The organism is Streptomyces sp. NPDC043908 (genome assembly GCF_056435525.1).
In genome coordinates, this window is the sequence record NZ_JBWKEI010000014.1 from 64,743 (window position 1) to 80,538 (window position 15,796).

At 71.0% G+C, this 15,796-nt stretch carries 10 protein-coding genes and 1 pseudogene; 5 read left to right on the plus strand and 6 right to left on the minus strand.

The annotated features are described in order from the left end of the window. Positions 1-96: 96 nt before the first annotated feature. From AC069K_RS27615 to AC069K_RS27625, 3 genes are all read right to left on the minus strand, one after another. A complete protein-coding gene (locus AC069K_RS27615) occupies positions 97-1,149 on the minus strand; it encodes a hypothetical protein (protein ID WP_478620854.1) in 1,053 nt (350 codons plus the stop codon). 138 nt (positions 1,150-1,287) lie between these two features. Beyond that, positions 1,288-2,031, minus strand: coding sequence for a DUF4097 family beta strand repeat-containing protein (locus AC069K_RS27620; protein WP_478620856.1), 744 nt, complete (start codon positions 2,029-2,031; stop codon positions 1,288-1,290). 406 nt (positions 2,032-2,437) lie between these two features. Continuing rightward, complete coding sequence (locus AC069K_RS27625; RefSeq protein WP_478620858.1) at positions 2,438-3,283, minus strand: oxidoreductase; 846 nt, start codon at positions 3,281-3,283, stop codon at positions 2,438-2,440. A 107-nt stretch (positions 3,284-3,390) separates the two neighbouring features. Between AC069K_RS27625 and AC069K_RS27630 the strand changes: the two genes are divergently transcribed. Both AC069K_RS27630 and AC069K_RS27635 read left to right on the plus strand, forming a co-directional pair. Beyond that, positions 3,391-4,332, plus strand: a complete 942-nt coding sequence (locus tag AC069K_RS27630; RefSeq protein ID WP_478620860.1) for a LysR family transcriptional regulator — start codon at positions 3,391-3,393, stop codon at positions 4,330-4,332. Between the two features lie 36 nt (positions 4,333-4,368). Beyond that, positions 4,369-4,770: pseudogene (locus AC069K_RS27635) on the plus strand (hypothetical protein); the annotation flags it as partial. A gap of 148 nt (positions 4,771-4,918) precedes the next feature. On the opposite strand, the gene AC069K_RS27640 reads toward AC069K_RS27635, so the two are convergent. The 3 genes from AC069K_RS27640 to AC069K_RS27650 all read right to left on the minus strand — a co-directional run bounded on the left by AC069K_RS27640 (position 4,919) and on the right by AC069K_RS27650 (position 11,436). Beyond that, complete coding sequence (locus AC069K_RS27640; protein ID WP_478620862.1) at positions 4,919-5,965, minus strand: hypothetical protein; 1,047 nt, start codon at positions 5,963-5,965, stop codon at positions 4,919-4,921. Between the two features lie 30 nt (positions 5,966-5,995). Continuing rightward, positions 5,996-7,999 carry a DNA/RNA non-specific endonuclease gene (locus AC069K_RS27645; RefSeq protein WP_478620864.1) on the minus strand — a complete coding sequence of 668 codons (2,004 nt, stop codon included), beginning with the start codon at positions 7,997-7,999 and terminating at the stop codon, positions 5,996-5,998. 185 nt (positions 8,000-8,184) lie between these two features. Next, positions 8,185-11,436, minus strand: a complete 3,252-nt coding sequence (locus AC069K_RS27650) for an ALF repeat-containing protein (protein ID WP_478620866.1) — start codon at positions 11,434-11,436, stop codon at positions 8,185-8,187. A 586-nt stretch (positions 11,437-12,022) separates the two neighbouring features. Between AC069K_RS27650 and AC069K_RS27655 the strand changes: the two genes are divergently transcribed. The 3 genes from AC069K_RS27655 (at position 12,023) to AC069K_RS27665 (ending at position 15,731) form a co-directional block, all read left to right on the plus strand. Then, complete coding sequence (locus AC069K_RS27655; RefSeq protein ID WP_478620868.1) at positions 12,023-12,538, plus strand: hypothetical protein; 516 nt, start codon at positions 12,023-12,025, stop codon at positions 12,536-12,538. Between the two features lie 113 nt (positions 12,539-12,651). Then, entirely contained in the window at positions 12,652-13,803 is a 1,152-nt protein-coding gene (locus AC069K_RS27660) for an RICIN domain-containing protein (RefSeq protein WP_478620870.1), read from the plus strand. A gap of 107 nt (positions 13,804-13,910) precedes the next feature. Further along, positions 13,911-15,731 carry a trypsin-like serine protease gene (locus AC069K_RS27665; RefSeq protein WP_478620872.1) on the plus strand — a complete coding sequence of 607 codons (1,821 nt, stop codon included), beginning with the start codon at positions 13,911-13,913 and terminating at the stop codon, positions 15,729-15,731. Positions 15,732-15,796 lie beyond the last annotated feature (65 nt).

The window sequence follows — 15,796 nt, forward strand, 5'->3', positions numbered from 1 at the left end:
ATCATCAACCTTGAGACTCCGACACGAAACTGACGGCAAGTCCATCGCCGTGCCGATCGTGGCGTACGCGTCAACGCGGAGGACCTCCGCGAGGGCTCACTGGACCAGTTCGATGTGGGGATGCTCCGGGGAGGCGGGGCAGACGTGGAGTTGCAGGCTGTAGGCGCCGGCGATGTCGAGAAGAGTGAAGTTCGAGGGTCGGGTGCCAAAGAGGATCGGAGTCGGGTTCGTCCGTTCCTCATCGGGCATCCAGCTCTTGCTGCCGGAGTCCCATTCCGAGGACGCGATGGTGAGGAGCGGGGTCGTGGCGGTGCCGCATTCGGGGCACGGGCGGGGCATGGGGTCGGTGAGGCCCCAGCGGGTCCAGCCGCCGGTCTTCCACCCCGGGGCGTGGCACAGATTGCGGAAGTAGAACTCCTGCGGGTCCAACGCGCCGGTGCCGTCCCAGGCGATTCCGGCTGTCTCCCAGAGGTTCACGTCGCCCAACTGCTGCTGCAGTTCCCTGCTCAGCTCCAGGGGGCTGGGGTATTCGGTGATCTGTTCCGGTGCGAGCGAGCACGGTTGCGGCAGGTACCAGTCGAACTGGATCACGGGCGGCTCGGGCGGGGCCTCGAGGACGTCGGCGACGGAGGCGGAACGACGCCAGAAGAGGGCGGTTCGGGGGTGTGCAAACTCCTCGTGGTCGCAAGGGCACCACAGGACCTGGAGAAGGTCGGCTTCGGGAGGGCTGACCGGAAGAGGGACGTCGCGGGCGTAGAGCTGGGCTACGGGGATCATGGGAATCGGACCGTCGAACCATGGGTGGCCCTCGCGCAGCCGCTGCTCGATCTCCTGTTCCTCGGGCGTGATCGCGGGTGCCTGGGGGTCGAGGAGCCGCCGCTGGGCCGCTGCTGCACGGATGCGACGCAGGACCCGGATCTCGTCCGGAGAGTGCATCTCATCCGCCGCTTCAGTGTCGTGCGGCTCTACGCAGTGGGGCCACGGCTCGTCGGCGGGCCACAGGAGCGGCCCGCCGACGGAACTGTCGTACACGGTCGGCGAACCCGGCCGCGGGTGCAGCCGGGTCGCTGTGCGCGCCAGCGGGGCCAGTTGGGGAAAGAGCGTGGTGACGTCGAACAGCCGCGACGGGGTGGTGAAGAGGGCGTCCATGGCAGGGATGTTGCCAGCAGCCTCTGACAATGGGCGTACCGCTCTACGTCAGGTGCCCCTCAGCTTCCCCATGGCCGGGGCGTAGCAGCCCCGCGCCTCAGCGGGGCTGTGATCAGTGGGGTCTCTGCGGAAGGTCGGTCACTGACCTGCGGACTCCACAGTCAAGTCACCGTTCGTCGTCGACAGATCCAAGCGGTACTTGCCAGAGGGGTCGTTCCTGAAAGCCACCCTTTTCTCGCCATGGGAGTCGTTCGCCGCGATCTGGTAGCCGGCGGGCGGGACCGTGACCGTGAGACTGCCGCTGGTCGTGCGGGCCCTGATGTTCTGCGGGGTGGCTGTCTGGATCGTCACCGCGCCGTTCGAGGTCTGCGTGTCGATGCCACCGCCCTCGGCGTCCTTGACACTCACGTCACCGTTGGACGTACGCAACTTCACCGGGCCCGTCGTCCTGTTCACCACGATCTCGCCGTTACTCGTGTGCACATCGACCATGCCGACGTCGGTGAGTGTGACACCGCCGTTGGAGGTGCCCCCCGTCACGGGAAGACCGGCGGGCACCTTGACGACGTAGTCGACGCCGCAGCGCTTACCGCAGCCAGAGAGCGTCAGGACACCGTTCTCGACACGGAACGAGGTACCACTTGGCCGGTCGCCCTGGTAGTTGACCTTGCGGTGCACAGAGGTTGTTGTACCCCTTTCCGAGGCGTCCACCTTGACCCCACCGTTCCCGGTGACGAGGCGAATCGCGGAAATCTTCTGGTGCACCGTGGCATCGTCCTTAAAGGTCTTCTCATCCTTGAGGGCCGAACACGCGGAGAGCCCTGCGGCCATGACAGCGGCCAAAGCCGCTGCTGCAAGGAGACGCGTCTGGCGACGTCGCATGAAGTTCCCCCGTCTGGAGCGAGTTGCATTGGTGATCAGTCACTGCGACTCTACGCGGCCACAGTCCCGCCTACGCTGGGGAAAACCCCCCACTTCCCGGCCCGGGCCGACCCCTACCGAGACACCGCCACCGTACGAAGACACCTACTTGTCGTACGAGACTGATCGCCGGTTCCAGGCGAAGACTTCCGAGCGCACCGCCAAGCGCCGACACCGCCCGCATCAGCCTCCAGGCCCGGCAGGTACACGGCGTACGAGGGCGTGAGACCGTCCAGAGGCGGGCGGCACAGGGGGCGCCTCGGTCCCAACCGTCCAAACGGCAGTCGCAGAAAACATCCCGCTGCGGCAGGGCCCCAGTGCTTTGGCTCACGGTCATGCCCCCACCGTAACGGCCCCCGCCCGCAGCTCACTCCGCGTCGAAGTCGGTCCCCCGCGAAACCTTCTCCCATGCGGTGAGTTCGGCCCGTACGGAGTTCAGGTGGGCGGTCAGGAAGTCGACCGCGTCGCCGCCGAGGGCGAGGCGGAGCGGGGTCCTCTCGGCGTCCAGCGCCAGCAGGATGGCGGCCGCCGCCTTGGCCGGGTCGCCGGGCTGTTCGCCGCTGCTGCCCCGCACCATCTGCCGGGTCGCGCCGACCTTCTCCGCGTACGCCGGGAGCTCCTCGGAGAAGTAGGCCGCACCCTTGCCGAACAGGTTGGTGCGGAACGCACCCGGCTCCACGATCAGCACCTTGACGCCGAACGGCGACACCTCGTCGGCCAGGGCCTCCGAGAGCTGCTCCAGCGCCGCCTTCGTCGCGCTGTAGGCGGAGAACCCGGCGAAGGACATCTGCCCGCCGAAACTGCTGATGTTCACGACCGCGCCACTGCCCCGCTCCCTCATCTGCGGCAGCAACGCCCGGGTCAGCCGGGCGGGGCCGAAGACGTGCAGCTCGAACAGGTCGCGCAGCTCCTGGTCGGTGGTCTCCTCGAACGCGCCCACCTGGGTGCGGCCGGCGTTGTTCACCAGCACGTCCACCCTGCCGTAGCGGGCCAGGACGTCGGCGGCCACCTCGTCGATCCGGTCCCCGTCGGTGACGTCCATGCCGATCGCCTCGACGCGGTCGGGGTACGCGGCGACCAGGTCATCCAGTGCCCGGGTCCGCCGGGCCGTACCGATCACCGTGTCCCCGGCGGCGACCGCGGCCTCGGTGATGGCACGCCCGAAACCACTGCTCGCACCCGTGACCAGCCACACCTTGGCGTTCTCGCTCATTGGCCCCACTCCCTCGTCGACCGCCGTCCGGGGTTTCCCGCCGGCAGGTCCCATCCTTCGTCGACGGCCGCGGACGCGTCCAAGACCCGCTGTGATAGCCATGCGTTATGGATGTCCATGGTCGCGATCTGCGTTACTTCACCGCAGTCGCCGAGGAGTTGAGCTTCACCCGGGCCGCCGAGAAACTGTTCGTCTCCCAGCCCGCGCTGAGCAAGCAGATACGCATGTTGGAGAAGCAGCTCGGCGTGGAGCTGTTCCAGCGGGACCGGCGCAGCGTCCGGTTGACCGCGGTGGGCCAGGCCCTGCTGCCGTACGCCCGCGAGGTGCTGGCCGTCTGGCAGCAGGCGTGGCCCGTGGTGGAGGAGGCGAAGACCGCTGAGCGGTACTCCCTGGTGATCGGTATGTCCACCAGCCCGGGCCGGGGGCTGTTGCCCGCGCTCCGGGCCCGCCTGGTGGCCTGGCATCCGGCGGTGCGTCCGGTCCTGCGTCAGGTCAATTGGGCAGACCCCAGCGCCGGGTTGGCGGACGGGTCCGCCGACGTCGCCTTCGTCTGGCTGCCGCTGCCGGACAGCGACCGCTACCGTTACGCGGTGGTGGCCCGCGAACCCCGGCTGGTCGCATTGCCCGAGGGGCACCCGCTCGCTGCCCGAGCGGCATCCGACCCGGAGGGCAAGGTGGACTTCGCCGACCTGCTGGACGAGCCTTTCCTCGCCCTTCCCCCGGAGGCCGGTCCGCTGCGGGACTACTGGCTCGCCCTCGACGCCCGCGACGGGCGCCCGCCCCGCATCGGCGCGGTGGTGGCGAGCGCCGAGGAGACCCATGAGGCGGTGGCGAGCGGCCAGGGCGTGGTCCTGTTGGCCGCCGGGAACGCGCCGCTGGTCGCCCGGGACGACGTGATCGCCGTACCGGTGCGAGGCGTCTCCCCGTCCCGACTGGCGGTGGCCGCCCGCAAGGACGACAGACGTCCAATGGTCCTCGCCTATCTGGCGGCCGCGCGGGAGGTGGGGGCGGCGGTCGGAGGGGGTGCGGTGCGGCCGGGGGCCTCGTGAGCGTGGCGCCGGACCAGGCCGCGTACTCTCGGCTCCGTGCCCCGACATCCGAAGAGGCCCCGTCACCTGATTGCCGACGGGCGCGCGTATCTGTGGACGCTCCGTCACAGCCACAGCGTGGCGGGCAGCGGCCGGTCATGCTGCGAGACACTGACGCTGTACCCGCAGCCGGCCGGCACGGGCGGCCCCCTGCGCATCGTCTTCACCGAAACCCCTGGCCGGTACGTCCCGGGCGGGGCTCCTCTGGGCTCTGGAGACGTGGGGTACGTCCGGGGCGCCTCCCTGAATCTGCACGAACCCGGCGCCGTCCGAGCCCTGCTCGACGCGGCGTCAAGCGCGGGGTGGCAGCCGGAGGAGCGGCGGGCGGTGGAGATCGACGGGTGGTCCCTGCTGGAGGTGGCAGCCGCCGTTCGGGCCGGGGCCACGGGCACTGCGGGCCCGCAGCCAGGTCCGTACGGGGCCGGCGATGAGGCGCGACGCCACCACTCAGAGGGAGATGGCCATCCGTGATCTGCACCCGCGTCGGCGGCACCGGTGTCCGCCTGGATCGAGGGTGTGGTGGTTCACGGCACGTCAAGAAAGGTCGCTACTGGATGAGTTCGAGGTGTGGATGGTCGGGCGACACCGGGCAGACGTGGAGCTGGAGGTCGTAGCCGCGGGCCAGGTCGAGCATCGTGGGGTTCCACGGCTGGGGGTTGGTAGGTGTCTGCGCCGAGCGGGCCCGGTCCTCGTCGGGAATCCAGCTCTCGGAGCTGGGGTCCCATTCCGCCGACGCGATGGTGAGCAGCGGGTCCATCGCGCTGCCGCACACCTCGCAAACCCGGGGAACCGGGTCGGTCAGACCCCATCGGGTCCATCCGCCGACCTTCCAGCCGGGCGCGTGGGAGACCTGGTCCATGTAGAACTCCTCCGGGGCTGAACGGTAGGAGCTGTCCACCGCCGGTCCGGCTGCCTGCCAAACGTGCCAGTCGCTCAGCGCCTGCTGATCCTCCTCGTCCAGTTCAAGGAGGTTGGGGTACTCGGTGACCTGCTCGGGCGCGAGCAGGCACGGTCGCGGAAGGTAGCCGGGGAACTGCACGGCGGAAGGCTCGGGCGGCGCTGCGAGAACATCGTTGATCTTGGCGGCCGACCGCCAGTACAGCGCGGTCCTGGGGTGTGCCGGATGGTCGAAGGGGCACCACAGCACCTGGAGCAGGTCGGCGTCGACCCCGCCGGGTGGCCGCAGCAGAGGGACGTCGCGTACGTACAGCTGGGCCACGGGCAGCAGGGGGACGGGGCTGTCCGGCCAGGGGCGGCCCGCGGTGATGTGCTGGTCGATGGCGCGTTCTTCGGGGGTGTAGCGCTCCATCTCGGCGATGCCGGGCGGGCGGTTCGCCACGACGGCCCTGATGTGGCGCCGCTGCCGTATGTCCTGGGGTGAGAGCGCGGGGTTGACCCGGTCCCACACGTGCGGGCCGTCGCAGTGGGGCCAGGGCTCGTCGGCGGGCCAGAGCAGCGGCCCGCCGACGGAGCTGTCGTGCGGTGACGGCGCCCCGGGGTGCGGGTGCAGCCGGGTCGCCGTGCGTGCCAGCGGGGCCAGCCGAGGGAAGAGCGCGGTGACGTCGAGCGGCCGCGCGGGGGTGGTACGACTCATGCTGGCTCCCGATGGCGTGAGCGGGTGGGACTAGTTTCCGAGGTTGTGCTGGCCAGTATCGGCCTTGGTGTTGGGGATGTAGACGTCGGGGAACAGCGGCTGCGTGGTGCCGTCCGCCCGCTGCACGGTGGCCTTCATCGTGACGCCCACCGGCACGGTGCTGGTGGCGTCCAGGTAGGTGGGCGTCACCTGGTAGAAGATCGCGTCGTTGGCCCCGAAGTTGTTGTCGTCCAGCAGGGTCTGCGCCTCGTACTCATAGGTGCGCATGCTGGGGGTGCCGGTGTTCATGCCCACCTGCCAGCAGGGGACGAGGTTGTCCTGACCGCCGTCACGCGTGCGTCCCTTTCCGCCGAGGATGTTGGCGATCAGGTGGCAGCGGGCCAGTCCGTAGGGTGCCTTGGTGCCCGGTGCGGCGAGCGGGCGGGCGTATATCTGCGCGTCCTGCCAACCGGTGATGTCACCCGAGGCCGAGGTGCCCTTGCCGATCGTCTTGCCGAGGCAGGCCTCCGCAGTGGTCGGCCTGGTGCCCGCCACGTCGGGGGTGGGGGTGTTCTTGTTGCGGTGGGCGACCGCTTCGGTGGTGTTCTTGATCCACCCGTCGCCGTTGGGGAGCGCGCCGGACGGCGTGGTCTGCAGGCAGGCGCCCTGTGGCTGGGACATGGTGCTGGCGATGTCCAGGGTGAACTGGTCGGCCTCCAGCACCCGCTGGTTGGCGTAGCCTTCGGCGAGCTGCGTCAGGGCGGCCTTGTTGTCGCTCTGCGGAACGTGGGCGCGAACGCACCGCTTGCCGGGGTCCGCGCCGCCGAGGTCGTAGATGTCCCAGCCGCCGCCGCTGGCGTTGGGGATCACCTCGGCGCACTGGGCGCCGTCGGTGCCGCCCTCATGGGTGGACGCGAAGGGGAACTCGCCGCAGCTGTCGTCCGGAACGAGGTCCGACCTGTCCTGGAAGGGCTGCGAACCCCCGCAGGTGCGGGCGGTGCGGTCGGCGATCCCGCTGCGGGCGCGGGTCAGCGGCTTGGCGCGGCCCCAGCCGTCGGTGAGGTTCTGCTGCGCCCACAGGTATCCGGCGGCGGCCGCGCCCGAGGTCGAGGTGCTCATGCTCACGACCGGCATGACGCTGGGCACGACACACCCGGCACCGGGAGTGCTGTCGGGGACGCTGGTGTCCCGGACGTCGTCGTCGCAGCGGACCTTCTCCGGGTTGTCCCAGGAGGCGTTGGGGTCCGTGGCCTGGGCACCGGGGGCGGTGACGTACAGCTTGTACGACGTGGTGAAGTCGACCTTGGTGCCCGGGGCGGGCGAGGAGGAGTACGACACGTTGCCGCTGACGGACTGCCCCGTGGTCAGCTGGCCCCCGTACCAGGGGGCGGCCTTGACGACCTTGCAGCCTGCCGAACACTCGGCACGGAACTTCGCGGTCAGGGTCGTGACCGTCCCGGTGGCGCCGGTCATGGCGACGGTCACGTTCTCGTTCCACGTCGTGCGTGCGGCGGGCAGGAGGGCGCTGCTCGACACGTTCAGCGTGCCCGTGCCGACCACTTTGCCGTTGGTGTCCTTGAGCGTGTACAGCACTTCCAGGCCGTTCACGCAGTAGCCGAACCGGCTGTAGTTCCACGTTCCGGGGGCCGCGATGGCACAGCTGCCTTCGTTGGTGGCAGCGGCGGCGGCCTGCGGCTGGGCGAGGGCCCGTGCCTGGCGCCGGGGCTGTGCGGCAGGCTTGGTGCTCGTGGTGACGCAGGCCTCGACGGCGCCGGCCCTGCGCTCGCGCGAGCCGGCGAGCGTCGGCTCGCACCGCTCGCCGAAGCCCGGCTTGACGGGGAGCGTCCTGGTGGGGGCGGGAGCCGGGGAGTGTGGGTGCCGGTCGATCCGGCCCACCTTGGGGTGGGACGAGGATCCCAGCGCTGTGCCGGTGGAGGCATGGGTGGCGGTGCGTGCCGGTGCCGCGTGCCCGTCTGCCGCGGCCGTGCCGGTCGCGGTGAGGGTGAGGGCGAGGAGGACGCCCGGAAGGATGCGTCTTGCGCGTGGTGAAAGCATGGTTTCTCTCGGTAGGAGCACGGCCCGCGTGGCCGTGCTGGAGACCGCTCCCCGTGCCCGGGGCGCGCCGGAGCGGGGCAGGGGGAGCCGGGGCGGCGGGAGAGCCCGGGAACCACCGGGGTCTCCCGCCGCCCTGGTGGGTGACCGTCCTCAGAGGGAGGAGGGGCGCGGGGGCGGGGGGTGGGTCAGGAGAAGACCTTGACGATGCCGGAGACGACGTCCTCGGCGACCTTCTCGACCTTCTTGACGACCGGCTTGGCCACCGAGGCGGCCCGCCCGCCACCGCGGGTGACGAGCTGCAGGGAGCTGCGTCCCGCGGCGGCGGCGAACTGGGCGCTGCCGAAGCCGTATTCGATGCCGTTGGCGAGTGCGCTGATGCCGGAGGCGACGGCGGACACGCCGAGGCAGACGGCGGCGATGCTGCCGAGGACGGGCGCCGCGGGCCAGAACACGCAGGCGATGCCGAAGCCCGTGGCCAGGAGGCCGGCGGCGACACTCACCTTGTCGGCGGTGTCGGCCCACCACTTGGCGTCGTTCCACCACTCGTCCTTGCCGGGCTGGTTGCCCGGCTGGCTGCCGCTCCCGGGCTGGGTCCCCTTCGGGTTGACCTGGTCGTTGGTGGTGGAGTTGGAGGGGTTGCGGTTGGCGTCCCGGTCCTTCTGGGCCTGTTCGGCGGCGGCGCGCGCGGCCTCCTGGATCTCGGCCGTGCGCTTGTCGGCCGCCGTCTGGCGGGCCTCGGCGGCGGCCGCGGCGGCCGTCTTGGCGTCCCGCCCGGCGGCGAGCTCGGCCTGGTGGGCGTCGGCGGCGGAGGCCGCGGCCGCGTAGGAGGAGGCCAGGGCGCTGCGGGCCGCGTCGATGGCGCGGTTGGCGGAGTAGTTGGCCGCGCGGGAGGCCCCCTGCGCGGTCGCGGCCGCGTCCTTGGCCTTGTTCGCCGAGGCCTGGGCGTCGTTGGCGGACTTGTCCGCTGCCGTGGCGTGGTCCTGGGCCTGCTTGGCGTAGCTGTCGGCCGCGGTGGAGGCGTTGATCGCCTTTTCGGCCCACTCCTGGGCCTTGGCCCCGGCGTCCCGTGCCTCGGCCGCGACCTGGGAGGCGAGCGCTGCGTCGCGCTGTGCCTCCTGGGCGATCTTGGCGGCGGCCGCGATGGTCGCCTGCATGGCGGCGGAGTGGCTGAGGGAGTCGAAGTCGAGCTGGGCGGCCCGGTACTGGACGGACTCCACGAAGCGCCGTCGCATCCAGGCCGGGCCCTCCATCGCCACTTCTCCGTAGGCCTTGGCGTAGGCGTCCCCGGAGGCGATCACCTTCATGGTGGCGACGGCGTCGTCCTCCGCGATGGCGTGGGCCAGGTCCTCGTCGAAGAACTTCTGGAGGGCTTCGGGGGTGTTGGCGTTGAGCGCGTCGTTGGCGGCCTTGGTGACGGTCTTGCCGGGCTTGGAGTTGAGGATCTTCAGGATGTTGACCCGGTTGTCTTCCGCCCGGGACTTGATGACGCCGCCGGTGTTGAAGTCCCCCTGGGCGGGCACGCCCCCGGCGAGGGCCTGGGCCGCGGCCCGGGCGACGGCCGGTTCGGAGACCTGCGCGATGAACAGGATGGTCTCGCGGTCGTCCTGGGCCTGGGCGAGCTGGCGGTCGAGGTCGATCCAGGAGTAGACGTCGTCGTCGGTGCCGGCGAGGGCGAAGCGGGCGGCCTGGCGGGTCCACGTGCCGCGGGAGTCCAGCAGCGCGGTGGCGGCCTGGCGGCCGAGGGTGGCGGCGACACCGAGGTTGTCGCTCTGGAGGGCCTGTTCGGCCCGGGCTATGAGGTCCTTGGTGGCCTGGGCGGTCTGCTGGGCCTGGGTGCGCTTGTTGAGGGCCTCGGCGCGCTCGCTCTTGTCGAGGAGGGCGAGCTGGGCGGCCTCCTTCATACCCTGGAGCCGGTCGGTGGCGAGCATCGCGGCCTCGGCGTCGCGGGCGTTCTTCTCCACGACCAGCGCGTCGGCGACGGCCTTCGTGGCGAGGTTGGCCGCCTTCACGGCCTCATCGGCGTACGCCGTGGACTTGTTGGCGAAGTCGATGGCCTGCCCGGCGAACTTGACGGCCTCCTCCGCGGCGTCCGCCGCCTTTTCCGCGTGCGCCGCGGCGGACTTGGCGGCGGCGTTGGCGGCGCGCGCCGCACGGGCGGCGGTGGAGGCCAGTGCCTGGGCGGTGGAGGCCGCATTGGTCGCCTGGTTGGCGGCGGAGGAGGCGATGGCGGCCTGGCGCTTGGCCTCGGCGGCTTCGCTCTGGGCGGCGCCGGAGGCGTTCGCCGCCTGGGCGGAGGCGTTGGCGGCCGCTGCGGCGTTGCGCGCCGCGGAGGCGGCCGAGAGACCGGCGTTGGCGGACTGCTCCGAGGCGGTGGCCGCGTCGTCGGCCGCCTTGGCCGCGCTGTTGGCCTTGGCCACGGCGTCGCGGGCGGCGACGGCGGCGTTCTTCGCCTCCTCGGTCCGCGACGCGTCCTTCGACGCGGCGATGGCCGCGTTGTAGGCCCGGGTCGCGGCCGAACCGGCGGCCGCTGCCGCCTGGGAGGCCGCGGTGGCGGCCCAGGAGGCGCGCTGGGAGGCCTGCACGGCGGCGGTGGAGGCGTGGATGGCGGTCCGGGCCGCGGACGCGGCGCCGCTCGCCGCGGTGGCCGCCTGGCGGGCGGCCTCAGCGGACAAACGGACGTCCTCCTTGGCGCGCTCGGCCTCGGCCGCGGCCGTCTCCGCCTTCTGCCTGGCCTGTTCGGCGGCCGTCGTGGCGCGCTCCGAGGCCTCGACGGCGAGGTCCGTCTGCTCGCGCGCACGGGCGCTCTCGCGCTCCACGATGGCGACCAGCTGGCCGATGGTGGCGGCCTCCTGGTCGCGGGCGCGGGCGATGTGGACGCCGGTGTCGAGGTACCACTGCACGTCGTCGGCGGTCCCGCTCAGGGCCCGGTTCGCGTACTTCTTGACCTCGGGTCCGGCCGTGGCGAGGCTGCGCAGGATGTCCACCCGGGCGTCTTCCAGGCGGGCGTTGTACTGGGTGGTGAGCAGGAACTGCTCCAGCGCCTGGTCCGTGCCCGCGCTCAGCGCGGCGTTGCCCTCGCGCTTGACGCTCTTCCCGCCGTTGGCCATGACGGTGAGGGTGGTGACCCGCATGTCCTCGGTGATCGAGGAGTGGAACCCGTCCTTGACGAAGGCGGCCACCGCGTCGTCGCCACCGCTGAGGGCCGCGGTGGCGTCGCGGCGCACGCTCCGGCCGCCGTTGCCGAGGTAGGTGAAGGCGGCGACGCGGTTGTCGATGCGCGTCGCGCGCGGCAGCTGCTCCGTGAGGAAGGTGGTGATGTCCTGGTCGGTGCCGCTGAGCGCGTACGCCGCCGCTTCCTTGACCGAACGGCCGCCGAGAATCCAGGCCTTGACGGCCTTGGCGCGGTCGGTGTCAGGAAGGGCCAGGGCGTCTCCCACCGTCGGGGTTCCAGTAGCGGCCCGCACGGGCGTAGTGAAGAGCCAGGGAGTGGAGAGTGCGGCCGTGCCCGCCGCGACGGCGGTCGCGAAACGGCGCCGGCTCCAAAACGTTTCCTGCACAGAAAGACCTTTCTGGTCTCGATTCCTCGGGGTGAGGACGTATCCCGCCCGGGACATCTCACCGTGGCGGCGGTCGCCTGACTTTATGCGCGGAAAGCGGCCCGGGAACAGCTGGCTGGAACCTGACCCGACACCTCTCGCAAAGATGGCTGGATCTCGACCTTAAGTTTTCGCAAAACCGCCACAACCATTCAAGATCGTGACGCAAGTCACGGCACTGGTGGTGGATTTGTGGGTTTGCGTACCCTTTTACTCCCTTGGCTGGATCCCATATGACTGCTTTCATTCAGGAGATCGTCAGCCACCGGCCAGCGCTTTCGGAGATCCCCTCCGACGGCGTCGTCCGGTGCTGTCCGGGGGGACGCGCAATACATCGTGGAACCTCCTTGCCCACGTATGCGCGCGTGTTCTTCCAGAGGCGTCGACGCATGCGGGGAAAACTCTGGAACGACATCTGAGGACGAAAATGAAGGTACGTAGCACCGTTCTGCGCATCACCGCCACGGCTGCGGCCGCAGGGGCTCTGGCCTGGGCAGTCATCGGCGGTGGGACGAGCGGCGGTGGTAACGGCGACACCATCGCGACCAAGGCGGTCGCCGAGGACGGACCGGGTTACGCCATTGAGGACTTCGCGTACCCGAACGCCGACAAAATCCTCGCCGAGCAGAAGATCAAGCTCAAGCGGGGCGACGGCCATATCCTTCTCGCTCCCTGCACGGGTGCCCCGGAACTGATGGAGGTCTTCTCGCACCAGAACGAGAAGGTCTGCTTCAAGGTCACCGGCGACAAGGGATATCTGAGCCTGGAGATCCCGGCCGTATTCGGCGTAAAGGGAAACAGCTACGCCGCTCAGGTCGAGATGACCACCGGGAACGAACAGAAGACGTTCCCGGTCGACAGGAACACGTGGACCGCGGTCGGCGAGACCGCGGACGAAAAGGGCCGCGATTTCATGCTCCTGGAAATCCGCACCAGCAAGTAAAGGCCGGCCGGGGACGCACCGCGCCGCCGCTCGTGTGAGCCCGTCGGCCCCCTGGCCCACCCCCTCGACGTCCGCGCGGCCCAGCCCGCCCACCCTGTCTTCGAAGGACACACGTGTCTGCACACCGTCCGCGCGTCGCGCGGATCTCCGGCCTGCTCGCCACCTCGGCCCTGCTGTCGACGGGCCTGATCACCGCCACCCCCGCCGCCGCGGTCACCGGGCCCGAGGCCGCGACCGGGGCTCACCCCTACGCGGTCAAGCTGTCCATCGGCACCGACGAGTCCTCCCGCGCCTGCACCGGCGCGCTGGTCGACCGCTTCTGGGTCCTGACCGCCGCTAGCTGCGTCGCCACCACTCCGGGCGCCTCCGTGGAGGCGGGCAAGCCCGCCCTCACCACCCGGGCGACGCTCAGCGACGGCCGTACCCTCGACGTCACCGAGGTCGCCCCGCGCGCCGACCGTGACGCCGCCCTGCTGCGCCTGGCCACCCCCGTCACCTCGATCACCCCCGCAACCCTGGCCGACAGGACTCCGGCGAGCGGCACCGAGCTGAAGGCCGTCGGCTTCGGGCGCACCAAGAGCGAGTGGGTGCCGGACAAGCCCCACACCGGCACCTTCGCCCTCGACGCCCTCACGCCCTCCACCCTCGCCGTCACCGGCAAGGGCACCGACGTGCTGTGCAAGGGCGACACCGGCGGCCCCCTGCTGGACGCCTCCGGCCGTATCGCCGCAGTCAACTCCCGCTCCTGGCAAGGCGGCTGTCTCGGCGCCCCGGTCACGGAGACCCGTACGGGCGCGGTCTCCAGCCGCACCGACGACCTCGCCCCCTGGCTCCAGCAGGTCCGCTTCACGACCGCGTCGCTCCAGAACGCGCACAGCACCCGCTGCGCGTACGTCGGTTGGCGCACTCCCGACAACGGCGCTGCGGCCCAGGCCGTCGACTGCGACCCGCAGTACGCCGACCAGGTCTGGAAGCTGGAGCCGGTCAAGGGCGGCTACCTGATCCGCAACCACAACAGCAACCGCTGCCTCGTGGTGTCCTGGCGCACCCCGGAGGACGGCGCACCCGTCACCCAGTACGACTGCAACGCCGACTTCGCCGACCAGGTGTGGAAGCTGGAGCCGGTCGCCGGTGGCGGTTACTCGGTGCGCAACTCGGTGACCGACAAGTGCATGTACGTCTCGTGGCGCACGCCCGAGTGGGGCGCCCCGGTGACCCAGGTGGGCTGCGACTCGCGCTACGCCGACCAGGTCTGGAAGATCTGAGCGGCTCGCCCCCGAAACCCGCGGCGGCCGCTCCCGCGCCCCCGCATCCCCGCGCGGTTCGCGCCCGTGTGCGCCGAAGCCCGCTCCTGTTCGAAGGATCACTCCGCATGCCCTTCCTGTATTCCCGTCTGACGCGGACGGCCGCTCTGGTGGTGACCACCACGGCCGTCACCGCCGGACTGGTCACGGCAGGCACCGCTCAGGCGGTCACCGGCCCGCAGGCCACTGCCGGTCAGTTCGCCTCCGTCGTCAAGCTGAGCATCGGCGACGTGGAGAACGGCCGCAGCTGCACCGCGACGCTCGTCGACCCGTCCTGGGTCATGACGGCCGCCAGCTGCTTCGCCTCGACCCCCGGCTCGTCCGTGCCGTCCGGCCGGCCCGCGCTCGCGACCACGGCAACCCTCAGCGACGGCACGTCCGTCGAGGTCACCGACGTCGTCGCCCGCGACGACCGGGACGTGGCCCTGGGCCGCCTCGCCGCGCCTGTCACCTCGGTGTCCGCCGCGTCGCGCGCCGCCACCGCCCCCGCCGCCGGTACCGATCTGGTGGCCGCCGGCTTCGGACGCACCGCCACCGAGTGGGTGCCGGACAAGCTCCACACCGGCTCCTTCGCCGTCACCACCGCCAACCCGACCAGCCTGGCCATCACGGGCAAAGGCACGGACGCGATCTGCAAGGGCGACACCGGCGGCCCGCTCTTCAACGCCGCGGGCGAACTGGTCGGCGTCAACAGCCGCTCCTGGATGGGCGGTTGCCTCGGCACCAACCCGTCCGAGACCCGCCCCGGCGCCGTCGCGGCCCGTACCGACGGCCTGAACGACTGGATCGCCACCGCCAAGCAGCGCCCGGTGGTCCTCAGGTCCGGGGCGACGCTCGCCTCCGGCGCGTCGCTCACCTCCGAATACGGCAAGCTCGTCATGCAGGCCGACGGCAACCTGGTCATCTACCACGCCACCGGCGGCGAAGGCCGCGGCGGCGCCCTGTGGGCATCCGGCACGGGCGGCAACCCGGGCGCCTTCGCCCGGATGCAGGCCGACGGCAACCTCGTCGTCTACAAGAAGGGCGGCGACTCCGTCGCGGACTCCGCCCTGTGGTCGACCGGCACCTGGGGCCACGCGGGCGCCACCCTGGCGCTGGGTGCCGACGCCAACCTGGTGGTCTCCGAGGTCGTCACCAACGGCAACGCGGGCATGAACAAGCTCCTGTGGCAGACCGGCACCGGGCCGCGCGGCGACAAGCTCGCCGCCGACACCAAGCTGATGCCGGGCCAGTGGCTGACCAACGGCAAGACCGTCCTCATCATGGACATCCAGGGCAACGTCCTCATCCGCGAGCTGGCAACCGGCCGTGAGCTGTGGAACAAGACCACCTGGGACTGGTACGCGTACCTGCACATGCAGGACGACGGCAACCTGGTCCTGTACAAGAAGGACGGCGGCCAGGGCAGGGACGGCGCCCTGTGGTCCACGCAGACCTGGAGCGGCGCCGGTTCGTACGCCTCCCTGGAGACCAACGGCTCCCTCGTCGTGCGCTGGGACTCCGGTGGCGAACGCTGGGCCAGCAGCTCCTTCCGCGGCCAGCAGTCCGGCCGCTGCCTCGACAGCTACAACGGCAACGACGCCGTCATCTGGGACTGCTGGGGCGGCGCCAACCAGCAGTGGGTGACCACGGCCGCCAAGGAGCTGCGTTCGGGCGGCAAGTGCCTCACCGCCGAGCCCGGCGCCAACCAGGGCTCGCACCTCAAGGTCGTCGACTGCGACGGCCGCGGCGAGCAGAAGTGGAACGTCAACACCGACAACGCCACGATCACCAGCGCCATCAAGCCCGACCAGTGCGTGAACGTCTTCGGCGAAGCCACCGCCAACGCCTCCATCGTCGGCCTGTGGCAGTGCGGCAACGGCACCAACGCGCAGTGGACGCGCCCCTGACGCATCCCCACCGGGCCGGGCGGCCGAGAGCGTGACGACTCGGCCCGCCCGGAACCACCACAGCC

Bases quoted from the DNA above. Each gene is read 5' to 3' on its own strand.
- AC069K_RS27615 (WP_478620854.1), bottom strand. From the start codon at position 1,149: ATGGACGCCCTCTTCACCACCCCGTCGCGGCTGTTCGACGTCACCACG.
- AC069K_RS27620 (WP_478620856.1), bottom strand. From the start codon at position 2,031: ATGCGACGTCGCCAGACGCGTCTCCTTGCAGCAGCGGCTTTGGCCGCT.
- AC069K_RS27625 (WP_478620858.1), bottom strand. From the start codon at position 3,283: ATGAGCGAGAACGCCAAGGTGTGGCTGGTCACGGGTGCGAGCAGTGGT.
- AC069K_RS27630 (WP_478620860.1), top strand. From the start codon at position 3,391: ATGGATGTCCATGGTCGCGATCTGCGTTACTTCACCGCAGTCGCCGAG.
- AC069K_RS27640 (WP_478620862.1), bottom strand. From the start codon at position 5,965: ATGAGTCGTACCACCCCCGCGCGGCCGCTCGACGTCACCGCGCTCTTC.
- AC069K_RS27645 (WP_478620864.1), bottom strand. From the start codon at position 7,999: ATGCTTTCACCACGCGCAAGACGCATCCTTCCGGGCGTCCTCCTCGCC.
- AC069K_RS27655 (WP_478620868.1), top strand. From the start codon at position 12,023: ATGAAGGTACGTAGCACCGTTCTGCGCATCACCGCCACGGCTGCGGCC.
- AC069K_RS27665 (WP_478620872.1), top strand. From the start codon at position 13,911: ATGCCCTTCCTGTATTCCCGTCTGACGCGGACGGCCGCTCTGGTGGTG.